The 11,799-nt window shown below is 64.9% G+C and carries 15 protein-coding genes and 1 tRNA gene; 9 read left to right on the top strand and 7 right to left on the bottom strand.

What is annotated here, in order from left to right; all coding sequences use genetic code 11:
* Positions 1–60 precede the first annotated feature (60 nt).
* The 3 genes from ACP69S_RS00740 (at position 61) to ACP69S_RS00730 (ending at position 2,034) form a co-directional block, all read left to right on the top strand.
* Positions 61–684: a hypothetical protein gene (locus ACP69S_RS00740; RefSeq protein ID WP_425993896.1), complete on the top strand. Its 624-nt coding sequence runs from the start codon at positions 61–63 to the stop codon at positions 682–684.
* A 10-nt stretch (positions 685–694) separates the two neighbouring features.
* The gene (locus tag ACP69S_RS00735) at positions 695–994 is read left to right on the top strand and encodes a winged helix-turn-helix domain-containing protein (protein WP_425993894.1); all 300 of its coding nucleotides are present in this window, start codon (positions 695–697) and stop codon (positions 992–994) included.
* A gap of 188 nt (positions 995–1,182) precedes the next feature.
* On the top strand, positions 1,183–2,034 hold the full coding sequence (locus ACP69S_RS00730) for an alpha/beta hydrolase (protein WP_425993892.1): 852 nt from the start codon (positions 1,183–1,185) through the stop codon (positions 2,032–2,034).
* Positions 2,035–2,115: 81 nt separating this feature from the next.
* Here ACP69S_RS00730 and ACP69S_RS00725 read toward each other — a convergent pair whose 3' ends face one another.
* Together ACP69S_RS00725 and ACP69S_RS00720 are read right to left on the bottom strand one after the other, a co-directional pair.
* The gene (locus ACP69S_RS00725) at positions 2,116–3,009 is read right to left on the bottom strand and encodes a M23 family metallopeptidase (RefSeq protein WP_425993890.1); all 894 of its coding nucleotides are present in this window, start codon (positions 3,007–3,009) and stop codon (positions 2,116–2,118) included.
* Between the two features lie 4 nt (positions 3,010–3,013).
* Positions 3,014–3,688 carry a hypothetical protein gene (locus ACP69S_RS00720; RefSeq protein ID WP_425993888.1) on the bottom strand — a complete coding sequence of 225 codons (675 nt, stop codon included), beginning with the start codon at positions 3,686–3,688 and terminating at the stop codon, positions 3,014–3,016.
* Positions 3,689–3,873: 185 nt separating this feature from the next.
* Between ACP69S_RS00720 and panD the strand changes: the two genes are divergently transcribed.
* Together panD and ACP69S_RS00710 are read left to right on the top strand one after the other, a co-directional pair.
* Positions 3,874–4,230 carry an aspartate 1-decarboxylase gene (panD, locus tag ACP69S_RS00715; protein ID WP_425993886.1) on the top strand — a complete coding sequence of 119 codons (357 nt, stop codon included), beginning with the start codon at positions 3,874–3,876 and terminating at the stop codon, positions 4,228–4,230.
* A 1-nt stretch (position 4,231) separates the two neighbouring features.
* Positions 4,232–4,696, top strand: a complete 465-nt coding sequence (locus ACP69S_RS00710) for a hypothetical protein (RefSeq protein WP_425993884.1) — start codon at positions 4,232–4,234, stop codon at positions 4,694–4,696.
* Between the two features lie 7 nt (positions 4,697–4,703).
* Here ACP69S_RS00710 and ACP69S_RS00705 read toward each other — a convergent pair whose 3' ends face one another.
* Complete coding sequence (locus tag ACP69S_RS00705) at positions 4,704–5,450, bottom strand: SIMPL domain-containing protein (RefSeq protein ID WP_425993883.1); 747 nt, start codon at positions 5,448–5,450, stop codon at positions 4,704–4,706.
* A gap of 142 nt (positions 5,451–5,592) precedes the next feature.
* Between ACP69S_RS00705 and ACP69S_RS00700 the strand changes: the two genes are divergently transcribed.
* Positions 5,593–5,668 (top strand) — tRNA-Ile (locus ACP69S_RS00700).
* 195 nt (positions 5,669–5,863) lie between these two features.
* On the opposite strand, the gene ACP69S_RS00695 is transcribed toward ACP69S_RS00700, so the two are convergent.
* Together ACP69S_RS00695 and ACP69S_RS00690 are read right to left on the bottom strand one after the other, a co-directional pair.
* Complete coding sequence (locus ACP69S_RS00695; RefSeq protein WP_425993881.1) at positions 5,864–7,186, bottom strand: S41 family peptidase; 1,323 nt, start codon at positions 7,184–7,186, stop codon at positions 5,864–5,866.
* 535 nt (positions 7,187–7,721) lie between these two features.
* Positions 7,722–8,111, bottom strand: a complete 390-nt coding sequence (locus tag ACP69S_RS00690) for a type II toxin-antitoxin system HicB family antitoxin (protein ID WP_425993879.1) — start codon at positions 8,109–8,111, stop codon at positions 7,722–7,724.
* 348 nt (positions 8,112–8,459) lie between these two features.
* On the opposite strand from ACP69S_RS00690, the gene ACP69S_RS00685 reads away from it, so the two are divergent.
* Positions 8,460–8,627: a hypothetical protein gene (locus ACP69S_RS00685; protein ID WP_425993877.1), complete on the top strand. Its 168-nt coding sequence runs from the start codon at positions 8,460–8,462 to the stop codon at positions 8,625–8,627.
* Positions 8,628–8,677: 50 nt separating this feature from the next.
* The gene (locus tag ACP69S_RS00680) at positions 8,678–9,640 is read left to right on the top strand and encodes a DUF2971 domain-containing protein (protein ID WP_425993875.1); all 963 of its coding nucleotides are present in this window, start codon (positions 8,678–8,680) and stop codon (positions 9,638–9,640) included.
* A gap of 31 nt (positions 9,641–9,671) precedes the next feature.
* Here the strand turns inward: ACP69S_RS00680 and ACP69S_RS00675 are convergent, their stop codons facing one another.
* Positions 9,672–10,031 (bottom strand): MazG-like family protein, encoded by a 360-nt coding sequence (locus tag ACP69S_RS00675; RefSeq protein ID WP_425993873.1) that lies wholly within the window; start codon positions 10,029–10,031, stop codon positions 9,672–9,674.
* Between the two features lie 120 nt (positions 10,032–10,151).
* Here ACP69S_RS00675 and ACP69S_RS00670 point away from each other — a divergent pair, with 120 nt between their 5' ends.
* A complete protein-coding gene (locus tag ACP69S_RS00670) occupies positions 10,152–10,538 on the top strand; it encodes a hypothetical protein (protein WP_425993871.1) in 387 nt (128 codons plus the stop codon).
* A 12-nt stretch (positions 10,539–10,550) separates the two neighbouring features.
* On the opposite strand, the gene ACP69S_RS00665 is transcribed toward ACP69S_RS00670, so the two are convergent.
* Entirely contained in the window at positions 10,551–11,666 is a 1,116-nt protein-coding gene (locus ACP69S_RS00665) for a hypothetical protein (RefSeq protein WP_425993869.1), read from the bottom strand.
* Positions 11,667–11,799 lie beyond the last annotated feature (133 nt).

Raw genomic sequence — 11,799 nt, 5'->3', positions numbered from 1 at the left:
CTTTACATCGCAAAGTCATGGCGGTATTTCTCGTTCCACCGAACGGTGGGGAGCTGCGCCGTGACTGAAGAGATGAAGGCCATCCGCGACGACATCGCGTTCATGCGCGCCCTCGCCGAGGAGGGACGTCAGGCGCCGATGCTGGGCGGCGGCGTGCTGGTGGCGGCGGGCGCGATCTTTGGTACGGCTTCGGTGCTGCAATGGGCGACCCTGGCGGGTCTGCCTGTAATCTCGCCTTGGGCGCCCTTGGTCATCTGGCTTGGCGCAGGGGCGATTTTCGCGATTGCAGCGCGCACCGTCATCCGTCGCTCGCAAAGAAAGACGGGAGCCCAAGCCTCCGTCAATCGCGCAACGGGCGCGGCATGGTCGGCGGTGGGCTGGACGATGTTCGCGATCTGGGTGGCCCTCATGGCCATGGGCTACCGCACCCGGAACTGGGCCGTGATCGATGTCTTCCCGATCATCATCCTGGCGCTCTATGGCGCGGCCTGGGCGATCGCCGCGGCGATGACGCGCAAGGGCTGGATGCGGTCGACCGCCTGGGGCTGTTTCGCCGCGGCGGTGGTCATGGGGCTGCTGGCCGGAACGCCGCACATGTTTCTGGCCTATGCCGCGTGCCTGGTGCTGTTTGGCGTAATTCCGGGGCTAGCCCTGATGCGACAAGAACCCTCGGACATCGTCTAGGGCTCAGCGTATGGACGATTTCGAGATCAATCACATCGACGAGGTCATTCACGGACGCGTGCGGCTGGGGATCATGGCCTATCTATCAGGCGCCGAGGTCGCGGACTTCAACGCCCTGAAGGCCAGGCTGTCGGTCACCGACGGCAATCTCTCGGTCCATCTGCGAAAGCTGGAAGACGCCGGCTATGTGGCCATCGAAAAGAGCTTTGTGGGCCGCAAGCCCCTGACCCGGATCAGTCTGACGGAAAACGGCCGCACGGCCTTTGGCCTCTATCTGGACGCCATCAGCAAGCTGGTAGAGGCGCGCTAGAGCATTTTCCGATAAGTGTGAAACGGTTATCGGATCGAAAAATGCTCTAAACTTTTGATTTAGAGCCCTTTTCGCCCGACCCTGATGAAGCCATCAGGTCGGAAAGGGCTCTAGCCAGTGGTCCGAACGCCGTTTTCGCGCGTACCTGTATCGCGATGAAGATGGAGCGCGGCGTGGCGAGAGGTGAGATGACGCGACGCGTCGGTTTGACGGCCCTGGCGGGATCCCTGGTGGGCGCCTGCTCGCCGCTGTCCCTGTTCGCGACCTTTACGCCCAAGGACGCCGCCCGGACACCTCAGCGGGGCGCGGCCTACGGGCCGGGGCCCCGCCAGAAGCTGGACGTCTATGCGCCGCCAAACGCGACCGGCGCCGAGCCTGTGGCGGTGTTCTTCTACGGCGGCTCCTGGGACTCGGGTCGGCGCGCCGACTACGCCTGGGCTGGCAGGGCGCTGGCGGCCCAGGGGTTCCTGACCCTCGTGCCGGATTATCGCATCTTTCCCGAGGTGGTTTTCCCGGACTTTCTTGAGGACTGCGCCGCGGTGGTGCGGTGGGCCGTCGACAACGCCAAGGCGCTGGGCGGTGATCCCGAGCGGATCGTGCTGATTGGCCACTCGGCCGGTGCCTACAACGCCGCCATGCTGGCGCTGGACTCGCGCTACCTGAAGACTGCGGGCGTAGATCCCAAGGTCGTGCGCGCCTTCGCCGGATTGTCGGGACCCTATGACTTCCTGCCGCTGGATGGCCCGATTACGCGGCGCACCTTCGGTAAGACCCAGGACCTGCCCGCGACCCAGCCGGCGCGCTATGCGACCGCCAATTCACCAGCCGCTTTCCTCGCGACCGGGGACGCCGACACCACGGTCTATCCACGCAACACCCGCAAGCTGGCCGCCGCCCTGCGCGGGGCCGGCGCCAGGGTCGAGGAGCGGCATTATCCGGGGCTGGTCCACGCCGACACAATGCTGGCCCTGTCCCGCCCGTTCAGGGGCAAGACCGACCTGCTCAGCCAGATGACGACTTTCTTGAAAGCCGCCGTGTAGAGGTCCATGCTGGACGTCTACTTCCTTGTTTGACGTGTTTTCTTCACGCGAACCGGCGCCCACTTCGCTCGAAAACGCTCCCTAACCGCAGGTCCCGCCGTTCAGCTTGCGCTGATAGGCTTCCGCCAGGCTCAGATAGGGCGGGATGAAGGTGTCGATCACTACCGGCTTTCCGTCCGTGGTCGCCCCGGCCAGACCCGCGCGCATCTCGAAGTGCAGGTGGATAGTGGTGGGCGTGCCGCCAAAGTCGTTGGACACCTTGCCCAGCTTCTGGCCGGCCGTGACCTTGGTTCCCTCGGCCACAGTCAGGGTCGACATCTGCATGTGCAGGTAGCGGTAGGTGTAGTGCGGCGAGGCCTTGCCAACGAGGGTGACGGTATAGGTCCCAAGGTCGGTGATCGTCCCGGCCTCGGTGGCTACGGCCCAGTGCTCGTTCTTCTTGCAGGTGGCCGGGCGGATGTCCTGGCCCTGGTGGCCAGTGCCCGAGCCGCACAGCGGGCTGGTGCGGGAGCGCGCCTCGCAGAAATTATCGCGCCAGGGCAGGGTGTAGTTCAGGCTGTCGCACTGGCTGGGCTTGCCCGCCGGACCCTTGCCGCCACCGGGGCCATAGACCTGGGAGTTGGCGAAGCCGGCTTCCTGTAGCGGCCAGCACATGGCCGGCGCCCAGGCGGTGCGGTCCAGATAGCCCGAGCCTTGTCCACTCGGCAGCTGGCCGGCGGCGCCGTGGTCGAAGGTGGCGGGCGAGGGAGCGGGCGGCTCGGCCGGCTGCACCGGATCGCTGGGACTGGGCGGCAGGGGTTCGGAGGGCTCCTGCTCTGCGCCGCCATCGACGGGCTCGTCGTCGGCCTTGGGCGGACCCGGATCGGCCGAGGGCGGCTTGGGCGGATCGCCAGGCGCGGGCGCCTTGGGATCGCAGGCGGTCAGGGCCAAGGCGGCCAGAACAGCCAGGGCCAGGGTTGCGGTCAGCTTGCTCATCGGCTCAGCCCCCCAGGCCGGCTTCGGCGCGGGCGGCGGCGCCCAGCACCACGGTCGTGGTCTTGCCCACCAGTCCCAGCACGTAATTGTCGTCGGTGCAGCGCAGGTCGCCCGCCTTCTCGCAGCGGATCTCGACCGTATAGAGCACGCCATAGCGGACGAAGCTGGCCAGCTGGCCGTCGACCGTCCGCTGGACCGTCAGGCCTTCCGGACCGATCGGCTCGATTTTCAGCGGCTTCGAGGCGGGCAGGGGAACGATGGAGGTTCGGCCGCTCAGCGAAATGCCGGCCCCGGGGGCGTCGGCGGTGATCGTGTAGTAGTCGCCGAAGCTGTAGATTCGCGCTCCGGCGGTCAGCTTGGGGTCGTTGGGCAACAGGATCGGCACGCGGGTCGCGTCCACCTCGGCCTTGTCGAGATTGGCGCCCAGGGTTTCGGAAGCGCCGCCGCTCTGGCGAAGCCCCCCCACGGCGCCCTGCCAATCGACCCGGCCGCCTCTGCGGGGCGGAACCGTCGTCACCGGCGGGACCCGGGTCAAAACCGGCGGCCGAGCGGCGCCGATGGGCGCGCCCGTTGCGGGATCCACCCGCGTCTGCGCGGCGACGCGAGAGGCGATCGTTGCGCCCAGCCCTACCGTCGCGACGACAATAGCCGCCGCGACTATCAGTTGTCCGTTACGCATGGCCCCCACCACATAACCTCGTTCTTTCAACCTTAGCGCGGATCGGCGAGGCTGTTAACCCTTTCGACTCGGGCGCAGCAATTGAACCGGCGCGGCTTCGTGGTCTATATGGCTTACTGCCTTGGCCCCATATGTGTGGCGGCCCTGTCAAAGCCCAGTTTACTCAAGGGGATACAGGTTCCGCCATGCTGCTCACGATGCTGAAGGCCAAGCTCCACCGCGCCACCGTCACCCAGGCCGATCTGGACTATGAAGGCTCGATCGCCATCGACCGCGACCTGCTGGACGCCTCGGGCATCCTGCCCAACGAGCAGGTGGATGTGCTGAACATCACCAACGGCGCGCGCTTCACCACCTATGCCATCGAGGCCCCGCGCGGTTCCAAGGTGATCGGCGTCAACGGCGCCGCCGCCCGGCTGGTGCAGAAGAACGACCTGGTCATCGTGGCTGCCTATTGCCAGTTGCCGGCCGAGGAGGCTCGAAATTATGCCCCGACCGTGGTCCTGCTGGACGAAGGCAACCTGATCAAGAAGGTCGCCTAGAGTGCGCGCCCTGGCCGGACTCATCCTCGCCGCCAGCCTGCTGGCCGGCTGCGCGCCGAAGCTGCCCGAAGGCATCGACGAGACTCGCCTGACCGAAGGGGTGGGCCGCGCCATCGGCTCGGGCTCGACCTGCGTGATGATGGCCGACGCTGCGGGCAAGGTCGTCTGGCGCGCGGGCGGCTACATCACCTGCTCGCGCAACCTGCCGACCTGCGCGGGCGGCGAGCCGGTGATCGCCGAGGTTGTGCTCAAGGACGCCGTCGGCAAGCCGGCCCGCTTCGCCAGCTGCCCGACGGGCACGGGCGGCGTCAACACCGTAGGCTGGGCCATTGGCCCGGTGCCGACCGGCGAAGGCAAGCCCGCCCGCAACCTGACCTATGTGGCGGTCATGGAAGGCGAGCGGGCCCTGCCAGGGCGCGAGATTCAGGAGCGCGTCGAGCGCGCCTTTATCCGGGCCGGCTTCTAGCGAACCTTTAGCGGGCCACCTCATAGGTGGCGTTGACGTCGATCCGAACCTTCAGCTCGCCGCCGGCGACTTGGGTGGAATCGGCCGACTCACGCTTGGCCATGGCGTACATCGGCATTGGCGGAGCGGGCGTATAGCCGCCGCCTTCGCCCAGATTGACCAGCCGCACGATCTTGTAGCCCGTGGCCCTGGAATAGAGGTCGGCCTTGGCTTGCAGCGCCTTGACCGCCGCGACCCGTGCCGCGTCCTCGGCGACCTGCGGGTTTTGCAGGCCAAAGGCGATGCCGCTCACGGTGTTGGCGCCGGCCGAGACCGTGGCGTCCACCGCTTGGCCCAGCTTCGTCAGATCGCGGACCGTTACCGTCACCTGGTTAGTCACCTGATAGCCGTTGAACTTGGGCGGCTGGTTCTGCTCGTAGACGTATTGCGGGTTCACGTTCAGGTTCGAGGTCTGGATGTCGCGATCCGCGATCCCCGCCTTGCGCAGGGCGGCCATCACCTGGTTCATCCGCGCGCCATTGGCCTTCAGGGCGCCGGCGGCCGTCATGTCGTCTGTCTGCACGCCCAGGGTGATGGTGGCCATGTCGGGCGCGACATTGGTCTCGCCATGGGCGGCCAGGCTGAAGGTGGTGGCGCGGAAGGCGGCGTCCGGCGCGCTCTGGGCCATGGCGGGCGCCGAGGCGAGGGCGAACGCGCCTCCCAAGGCGGCGGGGATCAGGGCGGCAGAGGCGATGCGGGCGGCGAACGAGGTCATGTTTGAAGTCTCCTGTCGGGTGGTGTTGGAAGCTTAACCGACCCTGTATGGTTCCCTGATGACGGACTGAACCTGAACGGGAGCTTTAAGCCGCGTTCGGCCCATGCTAATGCGCCCTTCCTCCGAACGCGCACGTTCCTGGGGGCCTGTAGCTCAATGGTTAGAGCCGACCGCTCATAACGGTCTGGTTGGGGGTTCGAGTCCCTCCAGGCCTACCAACCCTCCACGGAATACATAAATAAAACAATCTCTTGTCTCGGGGTTTGACAGTGATGGCCTAGCACCCCTTTTTTTCGTGGTCGGCGTTCTTCGATGGGGGATCGCTCTTAGGCGCCTACCCGAAGTCAGTTTGCTCCAATGGCCAGACCATTCCAGCGTCAGCTAAGGGGTGGTTATTCGACGATGGCCTCGCGTTAGCGCGGTGCCGCGTTGCCGAGCAAAAGTTCCCGTTCAGCTCGTTCCAGTGCTGGGTCCCTGCCAGCCAGCAGGTCGATCTCCGTGGGGTAGACCTCGATGTCCGGCGCCACGCCCGCGCCTTCGAGCCGTCGTCCGTCGAGCATCTCGATGTCGATGACCGGAACTTGCACCATTCCTCCATCGGGAAGCAGAAATGTGTTGGAGCCGAGCACGGATCCGTTGGTTTTTCGCCCGACAAGGGAGGCTCGATGCTCGCGTTTCAGGGCGGCGGCGGTCACTTCCGCCGCGCTGGCCGAGGCCGGCCCGATCAGCACGACCACCGGCCCGCTGTAGCGCCAGGTCGAGCGGTCGGTGGAGATCCGGCGTCGCGACCCTGCGCGGCGCTCAAAATAGACCGGCGTTGATGGCGGAATCAGAAGATTGAGAGCCAATATCGAATAGCCGCCGACATTGGACCGCAGGTCTAAAACGACGCCGGGGCCACTGGCCGTTCTCAGCGCCGCCTCGACCTGTTTCAGGACCGGCAACTGGAACGCGTCGAACCGGATGTAGAGGGCGCCGCTCGGCAGGCGGCGGGTCTCAAAAGGTCCGACGGAAGACGTCCCGCAGCGGTATTTGAAATCAACCGGCCGCCGCAGCCGCTCCAGGTCCGTGCCGGAGAGTTGTACCGACCCGGTGCCCTCAATCGCATGCATCTGGCCCAGGTCCAGTTGAATGAAGGTCGCCTTAAAATGACGCTGGCCCCGTCCACCAGTCTCCTGCAACGATTCCACGACCAAGCCTGGCGTCACGCCCGCCCGGGCCGCAGGCGATCCCGGCCAGACCTCGCCGACGACAGTTAAGGTCCCTCGTCCGCGCCGGATCTGGACGTATTGCAGGCCCCTGTTGCGATCTGTGCAGACGGCGTTCGGCGTCGGCGCAACGTTAGCGGCCATGGCGGCCTTCGCCTCTTTGGGCGGTGTGGGCGGTGTGGGGGGGCTGGCGAGGACGTGGGACGCGGGAAACCGTTGCGTCATCTGGAAGAGCACGTCGAGATAGAGCGAAAGATCGTTCGGCGTTGCCGCAGCCTTTGTACGCCCCTCTTGCCGCATCGTCGGCCAATCGAAGCCGGTGAAGCTCTGGTCATAATAATGCCGGTCGATCTGGGCGGCGAAGGCGTCGTAAATCGCGAGCCGCCGGTCTGGCCCGCTCAGGCGTACGAAGGCCTCCTGCGGCCGGTAGACGAACTGGTAATAGTACGCAAACAGGCCGCAAAACAGGACCACCACCAGGATCGCGGCACCGCCGAGGATTCGCGCGATCCAGCCGAACACGCTCACGGGTCGGCGCGTGCGCGATGCTGATGTGAACATCGACGTCCCCCGTCGCTGACATGAGATTGCAATTAGGAGAGGCTATCGTCTGCAATTACAAGTAAAGATTGCGGCGGGGACTTGATTTCAATTCACCCTTCCAGCAGGCGCACGCTCGTCAACGAAAAAACGCCAATGTCGTACGAGGCTCGGAAAGCGAAGCTCGGTGTCAGCGCGATTTTGAGGCGGAATGGCTGGCCTAGCAGGTTTGACATCCGGCATTTAAGTCGTTGTTTTCTCTACAGCAGCGAGTGGGGAGTTTGACATAGCAAGGCTTTGAAAAGTCTCGTTTCTCCCTTACCCTCCAAGCCTACCACACCTTTCCGATAGTCGAAAGTTATCCACAGGGTTTGGCGGCGATGCTGCTCTCCTTCTGGGAAGCTGTCGCCGAGCAACTGAGGGGGCCGGCTGGAGGGCAGTCGCGCTGGCCCCGTCGGCCTGAACCGCGCGCCGAACGGGCCATGGACCGGCTGAAGGGCGGCCGGCGCGGGCGGTTGTAACCTTACGCCGCCATAACCCGCTTGGCGGCCTGCGCCAGGAAGCCCGAGCGCGTGAAGCCGTGCGCCTCGGCGTACCGGTCGATCTCGCGCAGGGTGTCGTCGGGCAGGGTGATGTTGACGCGCACGATCTTGGCCTTGGTTTCGGCCATCACCAGAATGGCGACGCCATCGCGGTTGACCGGATCGGTCATCACCGCCTCCAGAGACGAGGGCTCGGGGATCGGTTCGCCGTCCTGCGCCATGCCTTCCAGGTGCAGGGCGAGGGCCTCTTCGGCCATGGCGCGGGCCTCGTCCAGGGTCGAGCCGGCCGTGACGCAGCCCGGCAGGTCGGGGAACGACACGCCATAGTCGCTGGCGGCTTCCTTGTGGATCAGGGCGATATACTGGACCATCTGGCTTGCCTGAGCTTGATCCCGGCCTGCGCCGAAATGACGTCACGTTTGATCGTGTGTAGTTATACACACAAGTGCGTTCGGCAAGGCTATCTCATATGACAAAAAAATGGTTTTCATCCCGGACAAGCGCGCAGCGTGCCGATCCGGGACCAACGCCAGAACTCAGCGCTTCCGGCGGTCCCGGATCGGCGCCCGGCTTTGCCGGGCTTGTCAGGGATGACAGCTTTTTCCCTTGCAACTCCATATGCGATAGCCCCGCCGAGAGGGGGAGGATCGCCGGTCGCCGACTCATGAGATCGTCACAGTGTGGCCGCATGGTCCTGCCCGAACCGATCCAGGAAACCGATGAAACCGCCGATCAAACGCCTGGCCGACCTCAAGCCCGCCGCCCAGCCCGAGGTCTATGCCCGCGCCACCCCGAAGGCCTCCCGCCGCAAGACCGCCAAGGTCCTGACCGAGGCGGAGAAGGCGGCGTTCCTGGCGTCGCGGCCGGACCTCGCTCCGAAGTCCTGAGCAACCTTGTCGCCGGAATGGCTACGCCAAAGGTTGAACCGGAGATTCTCGTGGCCCACTCAGAACAATATGTGCAGATCGCATCTCTGTTTTTCCCAGATCTTTGGGAAGCTCAGCAGAAAATCGAACTCACGAATGGCCGCTTCGCTCATTACACGAGCGCAGCCGTGGCGATGAGCATCATCCAAGAGCCGTTCATTTGGATGCGCAACGCCATCACGATGAACGATTTTTCGGAAGTGAAGCACGGTAAGGCGTGCATCATCCCGGCATTCAACGATGAAGGGCCGGGCAGACGGATTCTCGAGTTTCTGGAAAGTTTCTTTCCTGGTCTGGCCAAGGACTTTCTGGACGCCTTCAACTCGTGGATTCCAGATTTCGAGCAAGAGACCTTTCTCACGTCACTGTCCGAGCACGAGAAAGGTGAGGATTTCCTCGGACGCCTTTCGATGTGGCGGGCCTACGGGCAGGGAAACGGCGTTGCCCTGATCCTGAAGAACACGCCGTTCATGGCAGACACCAACGAACTCAAGGCGATGTCGGCACCCGTCACCTACGCGTCACCAGACGAATATTTATTGAAGCTGACCAAAATCGGAAATGCGATGATTGAGCGCCGCGACGAAGTGGCCGCGCTCGGACGCGATACGGTCTTTAGTTGCCTCTTCCAAATGCTGAAGGTGCATATGCTCTGCACCAAGCATCCTGGATTTGCCGAGGAAAAGGAATGGCGCGTACTTTATCAACCAACGTTCGAGAAATCCCCCGTGATCAAGGCCGCCTTCGCAGTCATTGAGGGGATACCGCAACAAATTCACAAAATCCCGCTCGCGAACGATCCGGCCAATGGACTGCATAGTGCCGATATTGAGAACATTCTGGAGCGGATTATCATCGGTCCGACGAAGCAGCCGTTGACCATGTATCGGGCGTTTGTCGAACTGTTGCGCGAGGCCAAGATCACCAATCCCGAAGGGCGCGTGGTGATCTCTGAAATCCCCCTGCGGACCTAAGCGGTAGAGTCGAGCAGAGGGTCTTCCATATCTAGGAGTCTTCTCCCTCGCCCCCAACCCCCGCCAACCGCGTCCGCAACCCCACCTTCTCCGACGTCTTGTTGAACTTCTCCGCCACCGCGCGGTTCAGGTCGATGCCCAGCTGCATGGCGATCAGGTCGGCGCAGATGATGACGTCGGCCAGTTCTTCGGCCAGTTCGGCGATGCTGGCCCGCGACCCGGCGATGCCCATCCGCTCGCGTTCCAGTTTCTTGATGATGTTGCAGGCCTCGCCCACCTCGCCGGCCAGTTCATTGCCGCGATAAGAGAGGGTGATCTGGCCGTCGGTGTCCCACTCGGCTTGCCGCGCCAGGTTGGCGGCGCGCAAGGTCGGATAAAGGGCGTCGCTCATGGTCAGGCCTCGTCGAGGATGTGGCGGACGGCGGCGCGCAGGACCTCGCCGGCCGGGGTCAGGCTTGCCTTCGCACAAACAGGGCAATTAGCATGTCACGACAATGGGGCGGGGAGCGAAATGATGCGGATCCTGGTGCGAGTTCTGGTTGGCGCCGTGGGCGTTCTGGGCCTGCTGACGGCGGCGACCTTCCTGCTGAATACGGAGTCGGGGGCGGCCAGCTTTGGCCTGCGGGCTCTGGGTCCGTTGGGACTGGCCTCGATGAGGGCCGATCTGTTCGCCTTGTTCGCGACGGTCGGCGTTCTGTCGCTGGCGGGCGCGGCGCGCGACCGCGCCGATCTGCTGCTGGCGCCGCTGATCCTCATTGGTCTGGCCCTGGCGGGGCGGACGCTCTCGCTCGTGATGACCGGTCCTTCGCCAGACCTGGTCCCGCCGATGGTCGCGGAGGCCGTGCTGATCGCGATCCTGGTTCTGGGACGCCGTGTCCTGGGGAGGCCTCAGGCCTGATCGAAAAATGCTCTAGAACCGCGACGGATAGACCCGCTGGGTCTTGCTCTCATTGTAGAACGCGCCCGGGCAATCGACGGCGTAGCTGCTGGCGTTTTCGCGCAGATAGGGACCCTTGCCGCTGCCGCCGTTCAGGGCCGAGCAGGAAACGGCGGTCTTGTAGTTGACTGAGCCGTCCGCGCTGAGTTCGGCCATGAACTGGTCGAAGGCCAGGTCCATCAGGCCGCGCGTGGCGGCCAGGCGGCGGGCGCGACCGGCGATGGCGGTGGTCATCTCGCCATTGGCCGAGACCGGGCGAGCGACGGGCGTCGGACCCGCGGCCGCGCCGGCTGCGGCGATCACCCCGCCCGCCAGCATGGCTTCCAGATTAGTGAAGCGACCGCTGGCGCTGCCGATGGCGGCGGCCGTGGCGAAGGCGGCGGCAAAGCCGGCCGGGGCGCGGCTGGGGCCGCCGATCCGCGAGGCTTCCACCGCGCCGACCAGGCCGGCATAGGGCGCATCAGCGATGGAAACGATCAGGTTCTGGTTCACGTAATAGCCAAGCGCCACGCCCTTCAGCGCGCCGCCGACCGGGGCCAGCACGGCGTCCTTCGAGGCCAGGAGCGGGCCGCCGATGGCCGCGCGCGTCATTTCGGGCGTGAAGCCCGTCCACTCGGCGCGATAGCTGGTCTCGACGGTGGTTTCCTTGACCAGCTCGCCCGTGCGCCAGCGCACCAGGCGGAAGGTCACGCGGGCCGAGGCCAGCTTGTCGGTTCCGAACCACACATTGGGGCCGCGCAGTTCGTCGAACCGCACATAGAGCATGTACTCGCCGTCCAGCCGGCTGCGGGCCAACATGTCGGCGCGATCCAGATGCTGCGTCAGGTTCTCGACCACCTGCACGCGGGTGGGGCGGGTGGTTATGATCGCGCCGCCGTCGAACCAGCGAAACTCCGGCGCGCCCTCCACTTCCTGCAGCGAGACATTGCGGAAGAACGGCTTGTGCTGCGCCGCCTTGGCTATGGCGACCGGCGGCATGGCCGGCTGGCGCAGGGCCGCGACATCGTCGGCGCTGGCGCAGGCGCTCAGCAGGGCGGCCCCGCCGGCCATTGCGAGCAGCGCCTTCAAGGGCTTGGACGTCGTAACCATCGTAGCTCTCCAAAATCGCGATGGAGAATGCCTCGACAACCTTAATGGGCCATTTCGCCGCAGCAACGCTTCGTATCAAAAAACGCCCCCGCCAGGCAGGTCCGGCGGAGGCGTCAGGGAGAAGGGGACGGGA

It is taken from the genome of Caulobacter sp. DWR1-3-2b1 (assembly GCF_049895765.1).
Taxonomy (GTDB): domain Bacteria; phylum Pseudomonadota; class Alphaproteobacteria; order Caulobacterales; family Caulobacteraceae; genus Caulobacter.
The sequence above is the reverse complement of the archived record's forward strand: the minus strand, read 5'-3'. Positions and strand labels throughout refer to the sequence as shown.

Bases quoted from the DNA above. Each gene is read 5' to 3' on its own strand.
- ACP69S_RS00735 (WP_425993894.1), top strand. From the start codon at position 695: ATGGACGATTTCGAGATCAATCACATCGACGAGGTCATTCACGGACGC.
- ACP69S_RS00730 (WP_425993892.1), top strand. From the start codon at position 1,183: ATGACGCGACGCGTCGGTTTGACGGCCCTGGCGGGATCCCTGGTGGGC.
- ACP69S_RS00725 (WP_425993890.1), bottom strand. From the start codon at position 3,009: ATGAGCAAGCTGACCGCAACCCTGGCCCTGGCTGTTCTGGCCGCCTTG.
- ACP69S_RS00720 (WP_425993888.1), bottom strand. From the start codon at position 3,688: ATGCGTAACGGACAACTGATAGTCGCGGCGGCTATTGTCGTCGCGACG.
- panD (WP_425993886.1), top strand. From the start codon at position 3,874: ATGCTGCTCACGATGCTGAAGGCCAAGCTCCACCGCGCCACCGTCACC.
- ACP69S_RS00705 (WP_425993883.1), bottom strand. From the start codon at position 5,450: ATGACCTCGTTCGCCGCCCGCATCGCCTCTGCCGCCCTGATCCCCGCC.
- ACP69S_RS00690 (WP_425993879.1), bottom strand. From the start codon at position 8,111: ATGGTCCAGTATATCGCCCTGATCCACAAGGAAGCCGCCAGCGACTAT.
- ACP69S_RS00685 (WP_425993877.1), top strand. From the start codon at position 8,460: ATGAAACCGCCGATCAAACGCCTGGCCGACCTCAAGCCCGCCGCCCAG.
- ACP69S_RS00675 (WP_425993873.1), bottom strand. From the start codon at position 10,031: ATGAGCGACGCCCTTTATCCGACCTTGCGCGCCGCCAACCTGGCGCGG.
- ACP69S_RS00670 (WP_425993871.1), top strand. From the start codon at position 10,152: ATGATGCGGATCCTGGTGCGAGTTCTGGTTGGCGCCGTGGGCGTTCTG.
- ACP69S_RS00665 (WP_425993869.1), bottom strand. From the start codon at position 11,666: ATGGTTACGACGTCCAAGCCCTTGAAGGCGCTGCTCGCAATGGCCGGC.